This is a genomic window from Streptomyces daqingensis (assembly GCF_014645895.1).
GTDB lineage: Bacteria > Actinomycetota > Actinomycetes > Streptomycetales > Streptomycetaceae > Streptomyces > Streptomyces daqingensis.
The window spans coordinates 26,410-49,395 of sequence record NZ_BMMP01000020.1 but is presented as its reverse complement, the minus strand read 5'-3'; the positions used below and the strand labels follow the sequence as shown (position 1 = coordinate 49,395).

Here is a 22,986-nt window from a genome sequence, read left to right as displayed (position 1 = left end):
CGTTCACGGCATGAGCGACCGCCTCCTCGAACCAGCCGACGACGTGCGGCTGCCCGTGCCCGCCGGGCTGGGACGCGGACTCGTACTGGCCTCCGTGTTCGTCTGCGCGGCCTGCGGACTCGTCTACGAGCTCGAACTCGTCGCGCTCGCCTCCTACTTGGCGGGCGACTCGGTGACCCACGCGTCCGTCGTGCTGTCCGTCATGGTCTTCGCGATGGGCATCGGGTCGCTGCTGGCGAAGCGGCTGCGGTGCCGCGCGGCGACCGGGTTCGTCCTCGTCGAGGCCGTGCTGGCCGTCGTCGGGGGCGGTTCGGCGATGGCGCTCTACGCCAGCTTCGCCTGGCTCGGCGGCGCCTGGACGGCGCTCGTCGGCTTCTCCCTCGCCATCGGCGTGCTGATCGGCGCCGAGATGCCGCTCCTGATGACCCTCATCCAGCGCATCCGCCGCCAGGACGCGGGCGGAGCCCTCGCCGACCTCTTCGCCGCCGACTACGTGGGCGCGCTCGTGGGCGGACTGCTCTTCCCCTTCCTTCTGCTGCCGTTCTTCGGACAGTTGACGGGGGCTCTGCTGACGGGCGTCGTCAACGCCTCGGCGGGCGGGGTCGTCGTCCTGTGGCTCTTCCGGCACGACGTGGGGGTGCGTATGCGGTGGGGGCTGCTCGCCGTGAACGGTGCCGTGATCGTGCTCCTCGTCGCCGGGACCGCGTTCGTGGGCGTCTTCGAGCGGGAGGCACGCCGGGCGGTGTACGGGGAGGACCTGCGCGTCGCCGTCCGAACCGGCACCCAGGAGGCCGTGCTGACGGGCGACGCCGATCCGACCGCGCACCGCCGCGGCGGCAAGCCGCTGCAGCTGTTCCTGGACGGGCGCCTGCGGGTGTGCTCCGCGGACGGCTACCGCTACCACTCGGCCCTCGTCGGACCGGCCATGGCGGGCGGGCCCAACGCGCGGGTGCTCCTCCTCGGCGGGGGAGACGGGCTGGCGCTGCGCGAAGTGCTGCGCCACGAAGGCGTGGAGAAGGTGACGGTCCTCGAAGCGGACCCCGGTGTCGTGCGGTTGGCGCGCACCGATCCCGGTCTCCGGGGGCTCAACGACGGCGCCTTCGACGACCCGAGGGTGCGGGTGCGCGGGGGTGACGCCTTCCTGCGCCTGCGCGAGCACGCACACGGCGCGGGCAGCGGTCCGGCTGCCTACGACGTCGTCGTCACCGATCTGCCCGCCCCCGGCCAGGGCGTCGACGCGAAGCTGTATTCGCAGGAGTTCTACGGGCTGGTCCGCCGGGCACTGGCCCCGCAGGGACGGTTCGCCGTCCACGCGGGCGCCGCCGCCGCGCACCCGGAGACGTACTGGACGGTGGAGGCGACCCTTCGCTCAGCCGGTCTGCGCACCTCCCCGTACGCCGTCTCGGCCCCGCGGGACTGGGGCTTCGTCCTGGCCCGGCGCTCCCCCGGCGGAGATGCGCGGCTGCCGAGGCCACGGGCCGTCAGCTCCCGGACGGGCGCCGCCGATCCGCCGCTCCTGCGCGCACCGCGCGGACGCGTGGACGGACTTCCGCCCTCGACGCTGACCCGACCGCGCTACGGATGACGCGAACCGCCCCGCGCCCCGGGTGGTACGGGAGGGTGCGGCGCGCGGAGATATGCGATCGACCGGTCACATGTACGGGGTGTGGTGGGTAGGCTCCCGACTATGGAGCACGAGGTGAACGTTCCGTTTTCCGTCGGTTCGGTACGCGCGGCTCTCGCCGAGCCCGATCGCGTCGCGGGCTGCGTCCCCGGACTGCAGATCGACGCACCGGAGGGAGGCACCGCCGGGGCCTCCGGCTCGGGTGCGGCGGAGGGCCGGCTGCGGCTCCGGATCGGCAACTCCACGATCACGTACCGCGGCAGCCTGACCGTCACCCCGAAGGGCGAGGAGTTCGCCGTCGAGGGCAGCGGGACGGAGGCGCGCGGCAGCGGCTCGGTGCGGCTGAAGCTCACCGTCGTGCCCCGCCGTGCCAAGGACGGCGAGGGCACCAGGCTCGTCTTCACCGGGACGGTCAAGGCCGACGGCCGCATCGCCGAGTTCGAGGACAAGACGGCCGCCTCCGCGGGACAGCGGCTGCTGGAACGGTTCGGCAAGGCGCTCGCCGAGAGCATCGAGCAGGACGAGCCGCAGGCGCTGGACTCCCCGGCCGCCCCCGCCGCCGAGGCCGAGACCCCGCAGGCCGAGACCTCACCGGCCGAGACCCCGCAGGCCGGCGGCATCGGAGAGCCGGACGACAACGAGCGCGTCATCCCCGGCATCCCCAACCCCGCCCCGGACTCCTCCGAAGCGGCGTCCGGCGACGGCGCCGCCGAGCCCGGCGCCGGCGGCAAGGGCGGCAAGGGCGGCAAGGAAGGCAGCAAGCCCGGCGGCAAGGACGGCACGGCCGGCGCTTCCGGGAAGAAGGCCGAGGACAGGCCCGAGGACGGGACCGGGGAGAAGTCCGGTGAGGACGCCGCCCCGGGCGAGCCGTCCGACGCGGACGGCCCGGAGCGCGGCGGCGTCTTCGAGGCGGAGGTGCCGCCGTCGTCGCTGGATCCGCTGTACGACGAGGACGCGGGCGAGGAGACCGACGTGACCGACGCGGAGGCGAAAGCGGCCGCCGAGGCGGAGGCCGCGCACGCGCGCCGCACCATGATCGGCCGCAGCGCCGAGGAGGTCGACCACGCGCCGCCCCGCGGGCGCTACGCCCCCGTCCCCGTGCCCGAGCCGATCGCCAACTCGGCGGCCGTCCGCTGGGTCGCACCGGCTGCCGCGGCCGTCGTCGCGGGGGCCGTCTTCATCGGCCGGGCCCTGCGCCGCCGTCGCTGAAGCCGGGCCGCTCACCGGCCGCCGCCGCGGCGGCCGGGCGCCGGCCGGTCCGCGGGCCGCCGCTGTCACGCCTGCGGCCTGGCCAGGTCGAGCGGTGAGGGGAAGTGGCGAGGTTTATGGTCGCGTCATGACTCATACCGCCACCACTGACGCAGACGTCACGCTCCGCGCGGGCAACGCCGAGCTGACGGTAGAACCGCACCGGGGCTGCCGCCTCGCGTCTCTCAAGGTCAGCGGTACGGAACTGCTCCGGCAGGGCAAGAGGTACGGCTCGTTCGTGATGGTCCCGTGGTGCGGGCGCACGGAGCACGGCCGCTTCCGCAGCGGCGGCGAGCTGTACCAACTCCCTCTGGACAGCGGTCCGCACGCGATCCACGGCACCGTGCGCGAAGGCGTCTGGAAGACGGCGCGGCAGGACGAGCGCTCCGCGGCCTTCACCTACCGGCTGTCCGACCCGTGGCCCTGGGAGGGCCTGGTGACCCAGGTCGTCGAGCTGTCGGAGAAGGGGGACTCGCTCACCCTCACGCTCGGCGTGGAGGCGTCCGACGCGAGCTTCCCCGCGCAGGCGGGCTGGCACCCGTGGTTCCTGCGCAACCTCGGCGACGGCAGCGGCGACGTGCGCATCGACTTCAGCCCCGAGTGGCAGGAGGAGCGTGGAGTCGACCATCTGCCGACGGGCAAGCGCATCGAGCCCCGGCCCGGCCCGTGGGACGACTGCTTCGGCATGCCGCAGGGCGTCGACGTGACGCTGACGTGGCCGAAGAAGCTGCAGCTGAACGTGGCCAGCCGTGCGGAGTGGGTCGTCGTGTACGACGAGCAGCCCGACGCGGTCTGCGTCGAGCCCCAGACGGGGCCGCCCAACGGGCTCAACACGCACCCCCACCTCGTGACGCCCATCCAGCCGCTGGAGGTCTCCACGACCTGGAGCTGGCAGCCCGCACCGTAGGCCCGTGCGCGGGCCCGCCGCGCGCGTGCCGTCGCGCGCGGCGCCCGCCCAGCCATCGCGGCGCGGTCCCCTCCGCTTAGGCTCGGGGGCCATGAGCACTGCATCCTCCTCTCCCGGAGCGTCCCCCCTCGCCTCCCCCACGGGTGCGCGTGCGGCGCTGCTCCAGCAGGTCAAGGACAAGGCCGTCGTACACGGCAAGGTCACGCTCTCCTCCGGGCAGGAGGCTGACTTCTACATCGATCTGCGGCGCATCACCCTCGACGGTGACGCCGCCCCGCTGGCCGGCCAGGTCATGCTCGACCTGACCGCGGAACTCGACTTCGACGCCGTAGGCGGCCTCACCCTCGGCGCCGACCCGGTGGCCTCGGCGATGCTGCACGCCGCGGCGGCCCGGGGCCGCCGACTGGACGCGTTCGTGGTGCGGAAGGCGGGCAAGGCGCACGGCCTGCAGCGGCGCATCGAGGGTCCGGACGTCCGCGGACGGCGGGTGCTGATCGTGGAGGACACCTCCACCACAGGCGGGTCCCCGCTGACGGCTGTCGAGGCGGCCCGCGAGGCGGGCGCCGAGGTCGTCGCGGTGGCGACGATCGTGGAGCGGGGCGCTGCCGCGGCGATCGCGGAGGCGGGGCTGCCGTACCTGTACGCGTTCGGGCTGACGGACCTCGAACTGGCGTGACGGGCCCCGCGCCGGCCTCACGGACGCCCGCCGGGTGCCCTCGACCGGGCGTCCGTCCGGGGCCCTGTGACGGGCGGGCCCGGGGCCCGCGCGGGTCCGCCTCCGGTGCGGCGAGGGCCGGGCGTGCTGCTCCCGTAGCTCAATCACCGGACGGGAGCCGGGTGTTGGGACGTGTTCCACGTGAAACCGCGCACACGGTCCGCCGTACGGCGCAGGGCTTTCGTGCACTCGTGAACCGCACGCCTGGCACGGGCGCCCGTCTGGGAGGATGGGGAGCGACGATGACGTCGTTCCGTTGACCGACCCGAACTCTCCACAAGAGCCGATCACGTACCCCAAGGAGCGGACAGATGCCCATCGCGACCCCTGAGGTCTACAACGAGATGTTCGACCGGGCCAAGGCGGGCAAGTTCGCCTACCCCGCCATCAACGTCACCTCGACGCAGACCCTGCACGCGGCGCTCCGTGGTTTCGCGGAGGCGGAGAGCGACGGCATCGTCCAGATCTCCACCGGCGGTGCGGAGTTCCTGGGCGGGCAGTACAGCAAGGACATGGTCAGCGGTGCCGTGGCGCTGGCCGAGTTCGCGCACATCGTCGCCGAGAAGTACCCGGTCAACATCGCTCTGCACACGGACCACTGCCCGAAGAACAAGCTGGACGGTTACGTGCGTCCGCTGCTCGCCGTCTCCAAGGAGCGGGTTGCCGCCGGGCAGAACCCCCTCTTCCAGTCCCACATGTGGGACGGCTCGGCCGAGACGCTCAAGGACAACCTGGAGATCGGCGAGGAGCTCCTCGCCGAGGCCGCGGCGGCGAAGATCATCCTCGAGGTCGAGATCACCCCGACCGGCGGCGAGGAGGACGGCGTCAGCCACGAGATCAACGACGACCTGTACACCACGGTCGACGACGCGCTGCGCACCGCCGAGGCTCTGGGCCTGGGCGAGAAGGGCCGCTACCTGCTGGCCGCCTCGTTCGGCAACGTGCACGGCGTGTACAAGCCCGGCAACGTCGTGCTCCGCCCCGAGCTGCTGAAGGACCTGCAGGACGGCGTCGGCGCCAAGTTCGGCAAGCAGAGCCCGTTCGACTTCGTCTTCCACGGCGGTTCCGGCTCCACGGACACGGAGATCGCCACCGCGCTGGAGAACGGCGTGGTGAAGATGAACCTCGACACCGACACCCAGTACGCCTTCTCGCGCCCGGTCGCGGACCACATGTTCCGCAACTACGACGGCGTGCTGAAGATCGACGGCGAGGTCGGCGACAAGAAGACCTACGACCCCCGCAGCTGGGGCAAGGCGGCCGAGAAGGGCATGGCGGAGCGCGTGCAGAAGGCGTGCGCGAACCTGCGCTCGACCGGTACCCGCCTCAAGTAGCACCCCCCGCGCTGCCCGCACAGGGGCAGACCAGCAGCGCAGCAGAGAGCCGGGGCCGGACCGTCCGCACCGCGGGGCGTGTCCGGCCCTGCCGCTGCCCGCGGTCTGTCCCCGTACGGCAGCTGCGCCCCGACACACAAGGCAGACTGGAAAACATGAGCATCCACGAGAACCTGCTCGGGGGCCCGCCCCCGACTCACCTGCCCGACGACCCGGAGCCGCGTGAACTGCTGGCCTCCGGCACGGCGCCCGTGGAGGTCGCCGCGAAGTACCCCACGTCCTCGCTGGCGTGGGCGCTGCTCGCGGACGACGCCTTCGAGGCGGGACGTGTCGTCGAGTCGTACGCCTACGCGCGTACCGGCTACCACCGCGGCCTGGACGCGCTGCGCCGCAGCGGATGGAAGGGCCACGGACCCGTGCCGTTCGAGCACGAGCCGAACCGGGGCTTCCTGCGGGCGCTGCACGCGCTCGCGCGGGCGGCGCACGCGATCGGCGAGCAGGAGGAGTACGAGCGCTGCTCGACCTTCCTCAAGGAGAGCTCGCCCACCGCGGCGGCCACCCTCTCCTGAGGCCGCGCCCGGGCCGCGACGGAGCGGGCCCGGGGTGCAGGCGGACCGAAGGGCCCAGCCCGCTCCACCCCCGTCCGGAGGGCTCCCCCGGGGAGTCTTCCGGAGGGGGCGGTGGCATATGACAACGGCGCTGACCAGCTGCCCTTGTCGCGGCGGGCCGCCTCACCGATGATGTTGTCAGGCCCGTACGACCGCGTCCGGTGGCGGGCCTGAGGGGACCGGGGCTCCATTGCCTACAGATAAGGAGCGGACCGCTACCCGGACACCACGTTGAGGAGACAGCGATGTCCCACGCCGTCGACGACCCCGAGGCCGGCACGCAGGCCCCACATCTCGATTTCGAGGGCACGACGCCCTACGAGGACTACGTCCAGGCCGACGTCCTCACCCACCTCCAGCACCCGCTCTCCGACGACCCGGGTGAGATGGCCTTCCTCGTCACCACGCAGGTCATGGAGCTGTGGTTCACGCTCATCGTCCACGAGTGGCAGACCGCCGCGCAGTGCCTCAGGCAGGACGACCTGCCGGGCGCGATGGCCGCGCTGAAGCGGTCCACGTACGAACTGTCGTCGCTGAACGCGTCCTGGGAGCCGCTGGCGCATCTGACGCCCGCGCAGTTCAACTCCTACCGCTCCGCGCTCGGTGAGGGCTCCGGTTTCCAGTCGGCCATGTACCGGCGGATGGAGTTCCTGCTGGGCGAGAAGTCGGCGTCCATGCTCGTGCCGCACCGCGGTGCGCCGCGCGTGCACGCCGAGTTGGAGAAGGCGCTGCACGAACCGAGCCTCTACGACGAGGTGCTGAGGTTCCTCGCGCGGCGCGGTGAGGAGATCCCCGCCGACGTCCTCGACCGGGACGTCTCGAAGCTCTACCAGCCCGACGCCCAGGTGGAGACCGTCTGGGCCGACGCCTACGCGCAGCGCCCCGAGGGCGAAGTGGTGCGGCTCGGCGAGGCGTTGACGGAGGTCGCCGAACTCGTCTGGCGATGGCGCAACGACCATCTGGTCGCCACCCGGCGGGCGATGGGCTCCAAGGTCGGCACGGGCGGATCGGCGGGCGTGGCGTGGCTGGAGAAGCGCGCCGCCAAGAACGTCTTCCCGGAGCTGTGGACGGCCCGCAGCCGTGTCTGAGCCGGAGGCAGGACAACTCGAAGCAGCGGTCCTCGACGCCGCGGACGAACTCGCCGCCTGCAGGAAGCTTTTCGCCCTGGAGGAGGGCACCGTCTACCTGGACGGCAACTCCCTCGGCGCGCTGCCGCGTTCGGTTCCGGATCGGCTGGCGGACGTGGTGGAGCGCGAGTGGGGGCGCCTGCTCATCCGCTCGTGGTCCGAGTCGGACTGGTGGAACGCGCCGGAGCGGACGGGCGACCGCATCGCCCCTCTCCTCGGCGCCGCCCCGGGGCAGGTGGTCGTGGGTGACTCCACGAGCGTCAACGTCTTCAAATCCCTGGTCGCCGCGGTGCGCGTCGCGCGGGAGGACACCCCCGCCGGGCAGCCCGCCCGCACGGAGATCCTGGTCGACGCGGCCACGTTCCCGACCGACGGCTACATCGCGGAGTCCGCGGCACGCATGACGGGTTCGCAGGTGCGCGCAGTGCCCGCGGCGCAGATGGCGGAGGCCGCGGGTCCCGCGACCGCCGCCGCCCTCGTCAACCATGTCGACTACCGGACGGGGGAGTTGCACGACCCCGCTGCCGCCACCGTCGGCGTGCACCGCGCGGGCGGCCGCATCGTATGGGACGTCTGCCACAGCGTGGGGGCGCTGCCCGTCGAACTGGACGCGCAAGGCGCCGACTTCGCGGTCGGCTGCACGTACAAGTACCTCAACGGCGGGCCCGGCGCGCCTGCGTTCCTGTACGTGCGGCGGGAGCTGCAGCCCCGTTTCGACTCCCCGCTGCCGGGCTGGACCTCCCACCGGGACCCGTTCGCCATGGCGTCCGGCTACGAGCCGGCCGAAGGGGCGTCACGCGGCAGGGTCGGCACTCCCGACATCCTCTCCATGCTCGCCCTGGAGGAGGCGCTGCGGGTCTGGGAGGGCGTCGACATGGCGGCGGTACGCGCCAAGAGCCTCGCCCTGACGGACTTCTTCCTGACGCGGGTTCGTGCCCACGTTCCGGAGGGCAGAGTCACCTCGCTGACCCCGGAGTCTCACGAACTGCGGGGCAGCCAGGTCTCGTTGCTCTGTGAGGGGGAGCTGAGGGCCGACGCGGAGCGGGTGATGGCGGCGCTCCACGAGCGCGGCGTCCTCGGCGACTTCCGCCGGCCGGGCGTGCTGCGCTTCGGATTCACCCCGCTCTACACGTCGTTCGGCGACGCGGAGCGCGCGGCGGCCGCGCTGGGGGAGGCCGTGCGGGCAGTCGAAGGCGAGCGGTGAGCGGGCGAGGAGCCGAAAGCGGCCGGAAAGCCGCGGAGTTGAGGAGTTGAGGGGTTGAGCGGTGCGGAGGAGCGGGCACTGCTGTCGCTGCGGCCGGTTCCGCCGGAACGCACCGTCGCGTACGGCGAACACCCGTCCCAGGTGGTCGACTTCTACGGGACGGGCGGGCCGGGGCCGCGCGTGACGGTGCTGCACGGCGGCTTCTGGCGCGAAGCGTACGACAGGAGTCACCTCTCGCCGTTCGCCGCCGCTCTGGCGGAGCGCGGGGTCCGGGTCGAACTCGTCGAGTACCGGCGCACGGGGGGCGGCGGCGGGTGGCCCGTCACCGCGGAGGACGTGGCCGCCGCGCTGGAGGCGCTGGGCCCGCCCGCTGTGCTGCTGGGGCATTCGGCGGGAGGCCAGCTGGCACTGTGGGCCGCTTCGGCAGCGGAGCGGGCCGGGAGCCGGATCGTCGCTGTCTCGCCCGTCGCCGACCTGGAGCGTGCTCACGCGCTGCGCCTCAGCGACGGTGCGGTGGCCGGATTCCTCGGCGGCGAGGGAGAGCTGGCCCGCCGCCTTCCGGAGGCCGATCCGATGAGGCTGCCGCCGCGCGTTCCCGTCGAGATCCTGCACGGCACCGCCGACGACGTGGTGCCGGTGGAGCTGTCGCGCCGCTACGCGAACGACTGGGGCGTGCGCCTCAACCTGCTGCCGGGAGTGGGGCATTACGCGCCCTTCGTGCCGGGCAGCCCCGCGTTCGGGGTGCTGGCCGACGCGGTGGCGCGGAGACCCGTCTGACGCGGCCGCTCCAGGACGCGGCAGCCGGGACGCCTCGCCCCGGCCGGCCGCCGTCAGGGCAGCATGCGGAAGTCGGCGAAGTCGAACCCCGGTGAGACCACGCAGCTGACCAGCGTCTCCCCGTCCCCGTCCGTGGGACGGGCGCGCTGCCAGACGCCCGGGGGCACGACTGCCTGCGGTACGTGGCCGCTTGCGACGTCCGGGCCGAGCGTCACGGTGGCGGGGGCGTCGTCGGGCACGGCACCGTCCCTGCCGAGCTGGAGGTGCAGCGGCGACCCGGAGTGCCAGAGCCAGATCTCCGCGGAGCGCACCACGTGCCAGCGCGACTCCTCCCCGGGGCCGAGCAGGAAGTAGATGGCCGTCGCGCTCGCCCGCTCGCCGTCGTACCCCTCGGGGTGCGTCGGGACGCCGCTGCGCCACGTCTCACGGAACCAGCCGCCCTCGGGGTGGGGCTGGAGGCCGAGGGCGTCGACAAGGGGGGAGTTCGCCGCCACTGCGGCACCGTCCTTCCTCGAAGTCGGGGACATGGGCGTGGTGGTCGGGGACCTGCGCCCCGGCACCCCGGACCGGGTGCCGGGGCGCTGAACCTCCCGGTCAGAGGAAGGAGTTGATCTGGATCGTCTCGTCCCGGCCCGGGCCCACCCCGATCGCCGAGACGGGTGCTCCGGACATCTCCTCCAGCGCCTTGACGTAGCCCTGCGCGTTCTTCGGCAGGTCGTCGAAGGTCTTCACCTTGGTGATGTCCTCCGACCAGCCCGGCAGGTACTCGTACACGGGCTTGGCGTGGTGGAAGTCGCTCTGGCTGTACGGGAGTTCGTCGATCCGCCGGCCGTCGACCTCGTAGCCGACGCAGACGGGGATGCGCTCCCACCCCGTCAGGACGTCGAGCTTGGTGAGGAAGAAGTCGGTGAGGCCGTTGACGCGGGTCGCGTACCGGGCGATGACGGCGTCGAACCAGCCGCAGCGGCGGTCGCGGCCGGTGGTGACGCCGCGTTCGCCGCCGATGGTGCGCAGTGCCTCGCCGTCGGCGTCGAGCAGCTCCGTCGGGAAGGGGCCCGCGCCGACGCGGGTCGTGTACGCCTTCAGGATGCCGATGACCCGGCTGATCTTCGTCGGGCCGACGCCCGCTCCCGTGCACGCGCCGCCCGCCGTGGGGTTGGAGGAGGTGACGAAGGGATACGTGCCGTGGTCGACGTCGAGCAGCGTGCCCTGCCCGCCCTCGAACAGGACGACCTTGCCCTCGTCGACGGCGTCGTTCAGGATCAGCGTGGTGTCGGCGACGTAGCCGCGCAGCGCGTCCGCGTAGCCGAGGAGCTCCTCGACGATCTGCTCGGTGCGGATCGCGCGCCGGTTGTAGAGCTTCGCGAGCACCTGGTTCTTGAAGTCGAGGGCGGCCTCGACCTTCTGCGTGAGGATCGACTCGTCGAAGAGGTCCTGGACGCGGATGCCCACCCGGTTGATCTTGTCGGCGTATGCGGGGCCGATGCCGCGGCCCGTCGTGCCGATCTTCCGCTTGCCGAGGAACCGTTCCGTCACCTTGTCGACCTCGGTGTGGTACGGCGTGATCAGGTGGGCGTTTCCGCTGAGCAGCAGCTTGGAGGTGTCGACGCCGCGCTCTTCCAGCCCGCTCAGCTCGGAGAGCAGGACCGAAGGGTCGACGACGACGCCGTTGCCGATGACGGGGGTGCACCCCGGGGAGAGGATGCCCGAAGGGAGCAGGTGCAGCGCGTACTTCTGGTCGCCCACGACGACCGTGTGGCCGGCGTTGTTGCCGCCCTGGTAGCGCACCACGTAGTCCACCGAGCCTCCGAGGAGGTCGGTCGCTTTCCCCTTGCCCTCGTCACCCCACTGAGCACCGAGCAGCACGAGTGCGGGCACAGGCGTACACCCCTTCCGGGCGGGGCATGTCCCACGTGCGTGGCGGTTTTGCCATCGCAAGAGCCGCGGACCGGTGCCCCAGATAGATACAGCCCCTGGCGCAACAGCGACAGGGGCTCTTGCACCGAGAGGTTACCTGAGAGAGGAACAAGGTGTCGGCTCCAGACCCCACGGGGACCTCGCAGCTCCCGCTGCTCGTGGTCATCGACCCCGCCGCCCGGCTGTGGGACGGGGAGTCCGTGCGCATCGCGCGTGACGTGCTGAGCGCGCGAGCGCCCGGTGTGAAGGTGTGCCTGCCCGAGACGCCCGAGGAGGCGGAGCGGGCGCTCGTACGCCGGGGCAGCCGGCGTCCCGTGGTGGTGGGCGACGACAGAGCGCTGCTCCGGGCGGTCCGACTGCTGCACCGCGAACGCGAGTTGGACGACGTGGCCCTGTCGGTGGTGCCGGTGGGCGCCGCCGAGCGGGTGCGTCTCGCCTGCGGCCTGGGCGTGCCCCCGGACGCGGTCTCGGCTGCCCGTACGGTCCTGGACGGTGCGCCGCGCCGGCTCGGACTGCTGACGGACGACAGCGGGGGCGTCGTACTGGGCGACCTGCGCATCCCCGGCAGGCCGGCGGAGCGCGGCGGCCCGGGGCCGGGCGGCCGCGGCTCTCCCGGCGGGGAGAGGGCCCGCGGGGAGAAGGCCGGCGACCGGGCCGGGCAGGGAGCACCGGTGGTCCAGGCCCTCTCCGGCCTGCCGGGACTCTCCCGTACCCGCCGTTCGCTCTCGCGCTCGGTGCGGGCGGTGCGCGTGGGCCGCGGGGTGCGCGGTGACGTGCCGGTGCCGCCGCAGCGGCTGCGGGTCGAGGCGGACGGCGTGCTGCTGGCCGACCTCGACGAGCCGGTCATGGAGGTGTCGGTGCAACCCGGGGCGGGCGCGCACGCCGGACTCGCGCAGGTGACGGTGCGGCCGCGCGAGGACCGCTCCGGGCCGGTCCGGGTGCGGGCGAGGGCGGTGACGGTCTCCGGGCCGGACTTCCACTACCGCGCGGACGCGCTGGTGGGCGGCCCGGTGAGGGTCCGTACATGGACGGCGCTGGCGCGGGCGTGGAGCCTCGTGCTGCCGGTCGGCCGGCCGCGGTAGGGCCCGCGCCGGCGGGGGCCTGGAGGGCACGTGCCGTAGGGGCGGGTCTCGGAAGGGAGTTCGCATCCGGGCCGCGGAGGGCGCCGTCTAGTCTGAACGGGCCTATAACCCGACCAGCGGAGGAACGTCTCGTGGCCGACGAAGAAGCAGCACGCAAGACCTTCGAAAAGTTCGACCGTGACGGCGACGGATTCGTCACCGCGGTGGAGTTCCAGCAGGCCATGGTGGAGCTGGGCGACCGCGAGTACACGGTCGGGCTCGCCGAGGCGATCCTCAGGACCCGGGACGCCGACACGGACGGCGTCCTCACCTTCGAGGAGTTCTTCAGCCGGGCCAAGGACGTCTGACCGGACGCCCGGCAGGCCCGCTCATCGCTCACCCGTCCCGGGGTGCCTCGTGCGCGTCCCGGGACGCGCGGTGCGCGCGCCAGCGCTCCAGCATCTGCGACAGCTCCTGCTGCATGAACTCCAGGAAGTCGCAGGTCTCGCGGATGCGGCGGCCCGCGGGGGTGTCCGGGCCGATGCTCGCCTCGCCCGTACGCAGCGTCTTCGCCCAGCGGCCGAGGATCCGGTCCCGGTCGACGAGCGCCTCGTGCCAGACGTTCTCGTGCACGCGGTAGAGCTCGCGTCGGGAGCCCGGTTCGCGCTCCCGGCTGACCATGTGGACCTGGGAGAGGTAGCGGACCGCCCCCGAGACCGCGGCCGGGCTGACGCGCAGCCGCTCCGCGAGCTGCGCCGAGCTCAGGGAGCCGTCCTCGGAGCTGAGCAGGCAGGCGAAGATCCGCGCGGCCATGCGCTGCATCCCCGCCTCGGTCATGTCGGCGGCGAAGCGCTCCACGAACGCCGAGGCGACCTCGTCGTACTGGCGCAGCTCGTCCGACCGCTGCTCCTCGGCCGGCGGCTCCACATTCCGCTCGTCCTGCCGCTCCGCTTCCTGCTGCTCCATGGCCTGCCGCTCCGCTTCCTGCCGCACCGTGGCCGGTGGCCCCTCGTCCGAGGACCGCCCCGCGGAGGACCGGCCGCCCGTCCCCGCCCCGGGTGCGGCCGTTCTCCCGGGCCCGTGCTCTGGTCGCTCTGCGGTCACCGGTCAGCTTCTCCCTGTTCTCCCTGCTCAGTCGCCTGGGCAGATCCTATCGCTTCTGCAACTTCACAAATTTCTGAAAGAAGCGTAGCTTCGCGAGTATGGACACAGCCACCACCGCCATCTCCGTCTCCGGTCTCGTGAAGACCTTCGGGCGCACACGCGCCCTCGACGGGCTGGACCTCTCCGTCGGGAGAGGCGAGGTCCACGGATTCCTGGGTCCCAACGGCGCCGGGAAGTCGACGGCCATCCGCGTGCTGCTCGGCCTGCTCCGCGCGGACGCCGGCACGGCACGGCTCCTCGGGCACGACCCGTGGGACGACGCCGTCAGCCTGCACCGCCGCCTCGCCTACGTGCCCGGAGACGTCGAACTGTGGCCCGGGCTGACCGGCGGCGAGGCCATCGACCTGCTCGCCCGGCTCCGCGGCGGCATCGACCCCGCCCGCCGCGACGAACTGATCGAGCGCTTCGACCTCGACCCGACGAAGAAGGGGCGCGCCTACTCCAAGGGCAACCGCCAGAAGGTGGCCATCGTCGCCGCGCTCGCGTCGGACGCGGAGCTGCTGCTCCTCGACGAACCGACGGCGGGCCTCGACCCGCTCATGGAGGTCGTCTTCCAGGACGTCGTGCTCCAGGCCAGGGCCGCGGGGAAGACGGTGCTGCTGTCGAGCCACATCCTCGCCCAGGTGGAGAAGCTGTGCGACCGCGTGAGCATCATCAGGCTCGGCCGGATCGTCCAGTCCGGGACGCTCAGCGACCTGCGCCACCTCACGCGCACCACCATCGAGGCGGAGACCGCCCGGCCCGTCGAAGGTCTCGGGGAGCTGCCCGGGGTCCACGGCCTGCGCACCGAGGGCGGCCGCGTGCACTTCGCCGTCGACGGCGAGCACCTCGACGCGGCCGTACGCCACCTCTCCGGCGCCGGCGTGCGCAGCCTCACCAGCCATCCGCCCACGCTCGAGGAGCTGATGCTGCGGCACTACGGCGACGAGCTGGCCGCCCTCAACGGGGCCGGGGGTACGGCCCGATGAGCACCGGAACCGAGGCGGGCGGCGCACGGCCGCCCGTCGAAGACACACCACAGGCCGGGACGTCGGCCCCCGCCTCCGCCGGCGCGGACGGCGGCGCGCTCGCGGGTACGGGGACGCTGCTCCGCTTCATGCTGCGGCGCGACCGCGTCCGCGTGCCCGTCTGGGTCGCCGCGCTGCTGCTCGCCCACGTCTCCACGCTCAGCGAGCTGACCGGGCTCTACGGCGGCGCCGAAGCCCGTGCCTCCCTCGCGAAGACGATGGCGAGCCCGGCCGGGCTCGCCATGACCGGACCGCGTCACTACCTCGACGGCGGCTACGAGGCGGGCGCCATGCTCAGCCATCAGGTGCTCGGCTTCTACGGCGTGCTGGTGGCCCTGATGAGCGTCCTGATCGTCGTACGGCACACGCGCACCGAGGAGGAGACCGGGCGGGCGGAGCTGCTCCGCTCGGCCGTCGTGGGCCGGCACGCGGCGCTGACGGCGGCCCTCACCGTCGCGGTGATCGCCGACGTGCTGCTGGCCGCGCTGCTCGGCCTCACCCTCGGCGGGTCCGGCGCCGACGGGACGACGTGGCAGGGGGCGCTGCTCTACGGGGCCGTCTTCGGCGGCCTGGGCGTCTTCTTCGCCGCGGTCGCGGCGGTGACGGCGCAGATCAGCGAGCACGCGCGCGGCGGCTCCGGCATGGCGATCGGCGTGATCGGCCTGGCGTTCGTGCTGCGGGCGGCCGGGGACGTGGGCGACGGCACGCTCTCCTGGGCCTCTCCCATCGGGTGGGCGCAGCGCAGCTACCCGTTCGCCGGCGACCGGTGGTGGCCGCTGCTGCTGATGTTCGGCGCCGCGTCCGCCGCCGCCGCCGGGGCGTACGTGCTCAGCGGCCGGCGTGACGTGGGAGCGGGCCTGCGCAGGCCGCGCCCCGGACGCCGGACCGCCTCCGCGGCGCTCGTCCGTCCGCTGGGCTTCGCGCTGCGGCTCCAGCGCGGCATGCTGGCCGGTTTCTGCTGCGGGGCGTTGCTGCTGGGGGCGATGTACGGCTCGCTCCTGGGCGACGTGGAGGAGATGCTCGAAGGCGTCGACGTGGTGAAGGAGGCGCTGGCCGAGGCGGGCGGCACAGGCTTCGTGGAGTCGTTCGCCTCCACCGTCATGATCGTCCTCGCGGTGCTGGCGGCCGTGTTCGTGGTCATCGCCTCGCTGCGGCCCCGCGCGGAGGAGAGCGCGGGACGGGCCGAACCGCTGCTGTCGACGGGGCTGTCCCGCGTGCGGTGGATGTGGAGCCACCTCGCCGTCGCACTGCTCGGCGGCACTCTCACGCTGCTGCTGGCGGGGCTGGGCTTCGGCCTGACGGGGGCGGCCTCCACGGGCGACCGCGGCCTGGTGCTGTCGCTCACCGCGGCCGCGCTGGCCTATGCACCGGCCCTGTGGGTCACGGCCGGGGTGACGGCGCTGATCTACGGCTGGGTCCCGCGGGCGGCCGCCGCGGCCTGGAGCGTGCCCGTATACGCCTTCCTCGCCGGATACCTGGGCCAGATCCTGCGGCTTCCCGGCTGGATGAACGACCTCTCGCCCTTCGGCCACGTGCCCCGGCTGCCGTCCGAGGACATGGACTGGACGCCGGTGCTGCTGCTCTCCGCCACCGCGGCCGTGCTGCTGGCCGTGGGGCTGGCGGGCTTCCGGCGCCGGGACCTGGAGACGAAGTAGCCGGAGCGGGCGGCGGCGCGGGCGGACCGGGTGCCGAGCACGCCGTCCGTCCGCTCCGCCGTCACTGGGCGGGGGTGTAGTCGAACTCCGTGTCGCCCTCGGCGAACGCGCGGCGCATGCTGCCGTCCTCGACGCTCAGCGTCGACGGCGGCCCGGTCCGGCACTCGCCGGACGAGGCCTCCTTGTCGACGAGGGGCGGGCCGAGCCGCACGGGCTCGCCGTCGCCGCCCACGGAGAAGATGTCCGCCTTCGCCTCGCAGTGCAGCGTGCTGCTCTCGGAGACCATGGCCACCGACATGGGGCTGCCCTCCCGCAACTGCTCGATGGTGACCCGCTGCGTGCCGCCGCCGGGAAGCTGCCGCTGCCACGTGCCGACGTACTCCTCGGGCAGCTTCTCCGGCTGCTCGACGCGCTTGAGCGTCGCGCTGCGGCCCGCCGCCTGCCACGTCAGCGTCGAGTCGGAGTTGCTGGTGACGGTGTGCGAGCCCAGCGCGGAGCACTTCCTGCCGACGCTCTTGATGACCCTGGTGTCCAGCTCCAGCGACTTGCCGACGGACACGAGCTTCGCGTCGCTCTTGCACTCGTAGTCCGTGCCGAGGCTGAAGCTGTTGGCGACGACCTCTCCGATCTTGCCCCGGGAGATGGTGAACCGCCGGTACTGGCCCGTGGGTTCGCCGTCCCGTACGACGGGCCCGCTCCAGGTGCCCACGTAGCTGTCGGGGATGTCCGAGGACCCGGAGGTCTGGTTCGGCTCGTCCTCGCCTACCAGGGGGAGTTCGGCGCCCGACGCGAAGAAGGCGGCACCGGCGACGATCACGGCGGCCGCGCCCGCGGCGGCGTAGCGCCGGCGGGACCGTGAGGCCGTCGACGGCGCGGGGGCCTGCTGCCGGGCGGGCTGCGGGAGTGCCGAGGTCGGGTCCTCGGGGAGTACACGGGGCGCGGACGTCGACCCGCTCTGCCCGCTCTCCGCATCGGGGACGCCCGAGGGGGCTCCCGAACCGGAGGGCGGGGTGTCCGTGTCGAGCAACTGGACGGCGTGCCGCCCCAGTTCGGCGATGAGCGTGGCCGGGAGCCACGGCGCGGCGGCGGTGCCGGTCGAGATGGGCTGCACGCCCGCGATGACGTCCTCGGGCGCGGGCCGGTCCGCGGGGTCCTTGGCCAGGCAGGAGGCGATCAGCCCGCGCAGCGGTTCCTCGATGCCCTCCAGGTCGGGGTCCTCGGTGGCGATGTTGAACATCACCGCGTGCATGCCGCCGCTCGTGCTGCCGAACGGCGGCCGCCCCGTCGCCGCGAAGGCGAGCACGGAGCCCATGCAGAACACGTCGCTGGCGGGCGTCACCTGCTGCGCGCGGATCTGCTCCGGCGACATGTAGCTCGGGGAGCCCACGACGACGCCCGTGCTGGTCACCGTCGAGTCCGGAAGCGCGTCCAGGGCGCGGACGATGCCGAAGTCGATGACGCGCGGGCCGTCGATCGTCACGAGCACGTTGGAGGGCTTCAGGTCGCGGTGGACGACGCCCGCGCCGTGGATGTCGAGCAGGGCGCTGGCGAGGCCGTAGGCGAGGGTGCGGACGGAGTTCTCCGGGAGCGGTCCGTGGCCCTGCTGGACGCGGCTGGAGATCACCTGCTCCAGGGAGGGACCGGCGATGTAACCGGTGGCCACCCACGGCGTCTCGGCCTCGGTGTCGGCGTCCAGCACGGGTGCGGTCCAGCGCTCCCCCACGCGCCGTGCCGCTTCGACCTCGAGCCGGAAGCGCGAGCGGAACTCGGACTCGGCGGCGAGTTCGGCCTTGATGAGCTTCACCGCGACGGTGCGCCCGCCCCCCGACCGTGCCAGGTACACGCTGCCCATGCCGCCGGCGCCGAGCTTGCTCAACAGCCGGTAACCGCCCACTGAACGCGGGTCGTCCGCCGCCAGCTGTGCCATGTTCTTCCCCCACGTGGAATCTGCGGCCGGTCCATCGGTCCCTCCTCACTGTCGATTACGAAGGTCACGGTCGGGCTGCGCACCGGTTCCCGTTTGATGGTCGCGGAGGGGGCGCTGTCCGGGGTTGGACGGCCGTGTGGCGCTCTGCCCGATGTGAATTCCGCGTCAGGTCCCCCCTGTTCGCGGGGTGTACGGGGGCGCCGTCCCACCGGAGCACGCGAACGCCGGTAGACGCGGGCGTGGTTCACGAGAGCCCGAGGTACGAGCCGACGGGACGGCAGACGGCGCGCGCGACGGGACCGGGACGCAGAGGTGCCGGACCGGACCGGGACGAGACGAGGCGGGGGCGGGGGTGGAGGGGAGGCCCCCCGCGGTCAGAGCCGGCCGGAGATTCGCCTGTCCTGGAGGGCGGTGAGACGGTTGACGAGGATGATCGCGAGGACCGCCGCCGGGACGCTGACGAACTCCGCGAGCAGCACCAGTCCGAGTATGTTCTGAGCGCCGTCCAGGTCGCCCATGTTGTACCAGCTGTCATAACTGGCCGCCACGCCCGCGAAGAGGCAGCACAGCCACAGCAGCCACCACCACTGGACGAGGGCGCGCCGCGGGGCGGGACCCGGCCCTTGCCCGTACCACTGCGGGGTCTGGTTGCTCGCCGCCCAGACGTCGTTGAGCACCTGCTTGGGAATGAACAGGTTGGCCACCGGCAGGAACCACGCCGCCGCCGCCGTGCCCGCCGCGTAGCGGACGCGTCCGGGGGCGAAGATCTCCGCGTTCACACGGGCCCGCCAGAACCACATCGTCCACAGCACGATGAGGGGGATGACGACGAAGGCGTCGAAGACCTCCAGCGTCACCGAGGCGCTCTTGAGGGCGACGAACCCGTCCACGCCCTCCAGGCTCCCCGAGCCGCCCTCGAAGCGTCCGTCGTCCTCCAGCGCCGCGCTCACCATGCTGTTCACGAACATCCCGATGACGTCGGAGACCACCGACAAGCCGAGGAAGACGGTGACGGCGTTGCCCAGCTTGCGCGGCGACACCGCGCGGCGCTGCCCCGGCCCCGGCGGCGGGGGAGTCCCCGGCCCGGCGGCGGGAACGCCGTTGTTCTGCTGGAACGCTCCCGGCCCCGGCTGCTGTTGCCAGTGCGGGGGCTGCGGCTGCGGGTGGTACGGAGCGCTCGCGGGCGGGCCGTACGCGCCGGGCGGCGGTGTGGACGGCCCGTAGACACCCTGCGGTGCCGGGACGGCGGAGGACGGGGCGGGAGGCGTGTGCGAGGACGCAGGCGCCGCCGTGGTGCCCGCGGCGGCGTCGGCCACGGGGATGGCGCCGGTCTCGGTGTCCGGGTCCTCGCTGTCCAGCAGCTGGACGGCATGGCGTCCGAGCTGGGCGAGGACCTCGCCCGGCAGCCAGGCGCCGGCCAGTTCGTCCTCCGTGCGCTTCGCCAGCTCCTCCAGGGAGGGGCGGTGCGCCGCGTCCTTGGTGAGGCACGCGGCGACCATGTCGTGCAACTCGCCCGACAGCCCGGTGAGATCGGGCTCCTCGGAGGCGATGCGGAAGAGGAGCGCGTGCACGCCGCTGTCGGCGGTGCCGAAGGGCATCCGTCCCGTCGCCGCGTACGCGAGCACGGCGCCCAGGCAGAAGATGTCGCTGGCGGGTGTGACCTGCTGCCCCCGCACCTGCTCCGGTGACATGAAGCCGGGCGACCCCACCAGCGCGCCGGTGCTGGTCAGCCCGCCCGCCGACTGCACGGCGGAGTCCAGGGCGCGGGCGATGCCGAAGTCGATGACGCGCGGGCCGTCGATGGTGATGAGGATGTTGGACGGCTTGAGGTCGCGATGGACGAGCCCCGCGTTGTGGATGTCCCGCAGCGCCCGCACCAGCCCGGAGGCGAGCGCGGACACCGACTTCGCCGGCAGCGGGCCGTACTGCTCGTCGACCACCTGCGCCAGCGACGGTCCGGCGATGTACCCCGTGGCGACCCAGGGGGTCTCCGCCTCGGTGTCGGCCTCCAGGACCGGCGCCGTCCACGCCTCGCCCACCCTGCGGGCGGCGGTGATCTCCTGTGCGAAACGGCGGCGGAAGTCGGGCTGCCGGGCGAGTTCGCCCTTGACGACCTTCACGGCGACGGTCCGGCCGCGCTTGGAACGGGCCAGGTAGACCCGCCCCATGCCGCCCTCGCCCAATGTCCCCAGCAGCCGGAAGCCGCCGATCGATCGCGGGTCGCCGGCACTGAGCCGTTCCATCGCGCCTACCTCTCCCCCATCGCCTGCCGGGAGGCTCGCAGCCCCCTGCCCTCCCGCCGTCCGGACTCTACGCGGGGAGTAAAGTTCCGGCCTGCTCGTCGCTGATCTGTTACGCGATCGCACCTGGCCGCACGGGTAGGGAGCCCCGCAGTTCTGGTGGAAAACCACATAGTTCGGTCCCGGGGAAGACGGGGCGAAAACTCATCCCTAGGCTGTGGGCCGTCCCACCCGGCGCCCTCCCCCAAGGGTGATCCCGAAGCTGAGGAGCCTGCACGTGACCAGCACGTCCCCGCGTACAACCGTTCCCGACCCGGCTGCCGGCGAGGCCGTACGGGCCGCAGACCGCGCACACGTCTTCCACTCGTGGTCGGCGCAGGGGCTGATCGAGCCCCTCCCCGTGGCGGGAGGTGAGGGCTCGTACTTCTGGGACTACGACGGCAACCGCTACCTGGACTTCTCGTCCCAGCTGGTCAACACCAACATCGGGCACCAGCACCCCAAGGTCGTCGCCGCGATCCAGGAGCAGGCCGGCCGCATGTGCACGATGGCGCCCGGCTTCGCCGTCGACGTACGGGCGGAGGCCGCGCGGCTCGTGGCGGAGCGCACGCCCGGCGACCTCGACAAGATCTTCTGGACCAACGGCGGCGCCGAGGCGGTGGAGAACGCCGTACGCATGGCCAAGCTGCACACCGGCCGCCCCAAGGTGATGAGCGCCTACCGCTCGTACCACGGCCACACCGCGGCCGCGATCCACCTGACGGGCGACCCGCGGCGCTGGGCCAACGACACCGGCGCGGCAGGCGCGGTGCACTTCTTCGGTCCGCACTTGTACCGCTCGCACTTCTACGCCGAGACCGAGGAGCAGGAGAGCCAGCGCGCGCTCGCCCACCTCGAGGAGACCATCGCCTACGAGGGACCCGGCACGATCGCGGCGATCATCCTGGAGACCATCGCCGGGACCGCGGGCGTGCTCGTGCCGCCGCCCGGCTACCTCGCCGGCGTCCGCGATATCTGCGACCGCCACGGCATCGTCTTCATCCTCGACGAGGTGATGGCCGGATTCGGCCGCTCTGGCGCCTGGTTCGCCGCCGACCACTTCGGCGTCACGCCCGACCTGATCACCTTCGCGAAGGGCGTCAACTCCGGCTACGTCCCGCTCGGCGGCGTCGCGATCAACGGGGAGATCGCCGCGAGGTTCGACAGGCGGCCCTACCCGGGCGGGCTGACCTACTCCGGTCACCCCCTGGCCTGCGGCTCGGCCGTGGCGACGATCAACACGATGGCCGAGGAGGGCATCGTGGAGAACTCCGCCCGCATCGGCGAGAGCGTCATCGGCCCCGCCCTGCGGGAGATCGCGGAGCGCCACCCGTCGGTCGGCGAGGTGCGCGGCATGGGCACCTTCTGGGCGCTCGACCTCGTACGTGACAAGGCGACGCGCGAGCCGCTGGTGCCGTACAACGCGAGCGGGCCGGACAACGCGCCCATGGCCGAGTTCGCGGCGGCGTGCAAGCGCGGCGGCCTGTGGCCGTTCGTCAACATGAACCGCACCCACGTGGTGCCGCCGTGCAACATCAGCGAGTCCGAGGCCAAGGAGGGCCTGGCCGTGCTGGACGAGGCCCTGAGCGTCGCGGACGCCCATACCGCGGAAGCCGGCGCGTCCGCGCGCGGCTGAGGGGACAGAGTCCACGCTGATGATCAAACGCAGCACCCTGCGTGCGCAGTTGGCCTCCGCCTTGCGCGACGAGATCCTGGCCGCGCGCCTGCCGGCCGGGAGCCACTTCACGGTCAAGGAGATCGCCGAGCAGTACGGCGTCTCCGCGACGCCCGTGCGTGAGGCGATGGTCGATCTGGCGGCGCAGGGTCTGCTCGACGTCGAGCAGCACCGCGGCTTCCGCGTCCACCGGTTCACGATCGACGACTACCGCGCCATGGTGCACGCGCGGATGATCGTGATGGACGGGCTCTTCCACGGCTTCGTCGAGGCGGAGGCCGTACGGACGGCGGAGGCGGCGGCGGGCGGCGCGGCAGGGCCGCACCGGGAGTACGAGATGGACCCGGCGGCGCTCGCGTCCGTGCGCCGCCGGGCCGAAGCCGCGGTACGGGCCGCGCGATCCGGGGACCTCGACGTGCTGATCGGCTACGACCTGCGCTACTGGCGGGAGTTGGGCGCCCTCGCGGGCAACCCGTACATCCTGGACTTCCTCGACCGGCTCCGCACCCAGTGCTGGGTCTTCTGCGTGCCCTGCCTGCGCCGCGGGGGAGAGATCGCCACGCGGCTCTGGTCCGGCTACCGGGAACTCGTCGACGCGGTGGAGCAGCGCGACGCGATCGAGGCGCGGCGCATCGTGGCCGAATACCACCGGCACGCGCTGGCGCTGGCCGACGGACCGGCGATCCCGCTGGCACCGTGACCCTCTCGAGACGTGCGGAGCCTGCCGCGACGGGGCATCAACACCGGGCACTACGCT

General features: G+C 72.9%; 20 protein-coding genes. 15 read left to right on the top strand and 5 right to left on the bottom strand.

The window, feature by feature from the left end:
* The first annotated feature begins 10 nt into the window (after positions 1–10).
* The 9 genes from IEY56_RS24575 to IEY56_RS24535 all read left to right on the top strand — a co-directional run bounded on the left by IEY56_RS24575 (position 11) and on the right by IEY56_RS24535 (position 9,544).
* On the top strand, positions 11–1,585 hold the full coding sequence (locus IEY56_RS24575; protein ID WP_189039458.1) for a polyamine aminopropyltransferase: 1,575 nt from the start codon (positions 11–13) through the stop codon (positions 1,583–1,585).
* 114 nt (positions 1,586–1,699) lie between these two features.
* Entirely contained in the window at positions 1,700–2,833 is a 1,134-nt protein-coding gene (locus tag IEY56_RS24570) for an SRPBCC family protein (protein WP_229712172.1), read from the top strand.
* Positions 2,834–2,960: 127 nt separating this feature from the next.
* Positions 2,961–3,779: an aldose epimerase family protein gene (locus IEY56_RS24565; protein ID WP_189039456.1), complete on the top strand. Its 819-nt coding sequence runs from the start codon at positions 2,961–2,963 to the stop codon at positions 3,777–3,779.
* A gap of 91 nt (positions 3,780–3,870) precedes the next feature.
* Entirely contained in the window at positions 3,871–4,455 is a 585-nt protein-coding gene (gene pyrE, locus IEY56_RS24560; RefSeq protein WP_189039455.1) for an orotate phosphoribosyltransferase, read from the top strand.
* Positions 4,456–4,805: 350 nt separating this feature from the next.
* A complete protein-coding gene (gene fbaA, locus IEY56_RS24555) occupies positions 4,806–5,828 on the top strand; it encodes a class II fructose-bisphosphate aldolase (RefSeq protein WP_189039454.1) in 1,023 nt (340 codons plus the stop codon).
* 155 nt (positions 5,829–5,983) lie between these two features.
* The gene (locus IEY56_RS24550) at positions 5,984–6,397 is read left to right on the top strand and encodes a DUF3151 domain-containing protein (protein WP_045863833.1); all 414 of its coding nucleotides are present in this window, start codon (positions 5,984–5,986) and stop codon (positions 6,395–6,397) included.
* 284 nt (positions 6,398–6,681) lie between these two features.
* On the top strand, positions 6,682–7,524 hold the full coding sequence (locus IEY56_RS24545) for a tryptophan 2,3-dioxygenase family protein (protein ID WP_189039453.1): 843 nt from the start codon (positions 6,682–6,684) through the stop codon (positions 7,522–7,524).
* Positions 7,517–8,767 carry a kynureninase gene (kynU, locus tag IEY56_RS24540; protein WP_189039452.1) on the top strand — a complete coding sequence of 417 codons (1,251 nt, stop codon included), beginning with the start codon at positions 7,517–7,519 and terminating at the stop codon, positions 8,765–8,767. Before IEY56_RS24545 ends, kynU begins: the two co-directional genes overlap by 8 nt.
* Positions 8,768–8,821: 54 nt before the next feature.
* Positions 8,822–9,544 (top strand): alpha/beta hydrolase family protein, encoded by a 723-nt coding sequence (locus IEY56_RS24535; RefSeq protein WP_189039451.1) that lies wholly within the window; start codon positions 8,822–8,824, stop codon positions 9,542–9,544.
* A 53-nt stretch (positions 9,545–9,597) separates the two neighbouring features.
* On the opposite strand, the gene IEY56_RS24530 is transcribed toward IEY56_RS24535, so the two are convergent.
* Both IEY56_RS24530 and IEY56_RS24525 read right to left on the bottom strand, forming a co-directional pair.
* Positions 9,598–10,038: a cupin domain-containing protein gene (locus tag IEY56_RS24530; protein ID WP_229712171.1), complete on the bottom strand. Its 441-nt coding sequence runs from the start codon at positions 10,036–10,038 to the stop codon at positions 9,598–9,600.
* 100 nt (positions 10,039–10,138) lie between these two features.
* On the bottom strand, positions 10,139–11,422 hold the full coding sequence (locus IEY56_RS24525; RefSeq protein WP_189039449.1) for an adenylosuccinate synthase: 1,284 nt from the start codon (positions 11,420–11,422) through the stop codon (positions 10,139–10,141).
* A gap of 152 nt (positions 11,423–11,574) precedes the next feature.
* Here IEY56_RS24525 and IEY56_RS24520 point away from each other — a divergent pair, with 152 nt between their 5' ends.
* A complete protein-coding gene (locus IEY56_RS24520; RefSeq protein WP_229712170.1) occupies positions 11,575–12,543 on the top strand; it encodes a hypothetical protein in 969 nt (322 codons plus the stop codon).
* Between the two features lie 131 nt (positions 12,544–12,674).
* The gene (locus tag IEY56_RS24515; protein ID WP_189039448.1) at positions 12,675–12,890 is read left to right on the top strand and encodes an EF-hand domain-containing protein; all 216 of its coding nucleotides are present in this window, start codon (positions 12,675–12,677) and stop codon (positions 12,888–12,890) included.
* Positions 12,891–12,918: 28 nt separating this feature from the next.
* On the opposite strand, the gene IEY56_RS24510 is transcribed toward IEY56_RS24515, so the two are convergent.
* The gene (locus IEY56_RS24510; protein WP_189039447.1) at positions 12,919–13,488 is read right to left on the bottom strand and encodes a GbsR/MarR family transcriptional regulator; all 570 of its coding nucleotides are present in this window, start codon (positions 13,486–13,488) and stop codon (positions 12,919–12,921) included.
* A gap of 236 nt (positions 13,489–13,724) precedes the next feature.
* On the opposite strand from IEY56_RS24510, the gene IEY56_RS24505 reads away from it, so the two are divergent.
* Both IEY56_RS24505 and IEY56_RS24500 read left to right on the top strand, forming a co-directional pair.
* The gene (locus IEY56_RS24505) at positions 13,725–14,654 is read left to right on the top strand and encodes an ABC transporter ATP-binding protein (protein ID WP_189039446.1); all 930 of its coding nucleotides are present in this window, start codon (positions 13,725–13,727) and stop codon (positions 14,652–14,654) included.
* A complete protein-coding gene (locus IEY56_RS24500; protein WP_189039445.1) occupies positions 14,651–16,348 on the top strand; it encodes an ABC transporter permease in 1,698 nt (565 codons plus the stop codon). Before IEY56_RS24505 ends, IEY56_RS24500 begins: the two co-directional genes overlap by 4 nt.
* Positions 16,349–16,409: 61 nt before the next feature.
* Here IEY56_RS24500 and IEY56_RS24495 read toward each other — a convergent pair whose 3' ends face one another.
* Positions 16,410–18,275, bottom strand: coding sequence for a serine/threonine-protein kinase (locus tag IEY56_RS24495; protein ID WP_189039444.1), 1,866 nt, complete (start codon positions 18,273–18,275; stop codon positions 16,410–16,412).
* A gap of 374 nt (positions 18,276–18,649) precedes the next feature.
* A complete protein-coding gene (locus IEY56_RS24490; RefSeq protein WP_189039443.1) occupies positions 18,650–20,518 on the bottom strand; it encodes a protein kinase domain-containing protein in 1,869 nt (622 codons plus the stop codon).
* A gap of 268 nt (positions 20,519–20,786) precedes the next feature.
* Between IEY56_RS24490 and IEY56_RS24485 the strand changes: the two genes are divergently transcribed.
* Together IEY56_RS24485 and IEY56_RS24480 are read left to right on the top strand one after the other, a co-directional pair.
* Positions 20,787–22,190, top strand: coding sequence for an aspartate aminotransferase family protein (locus IEY56_RS24485; protein ID WP_373292181.1), 1,404 nt, complete (start codon positions 20,787–20,789; stop codon positions 22,188–22,190).
* Positions 22,191–22,209: 19 nt separating this feature from the next.
* Positions 22,210–22,929: a GntR family transcriptional regulator gene (locus tag IEY56_RS24480; protein WP_189039441.1), complete on the top strand. Its 720-nt coding sequence runs from the start codon at positions 22,210–22,212 to the stop codon at positions 22,927–22,929.
* Positions 22,930–22,986 lie beyond the last annotated feature (57 nt).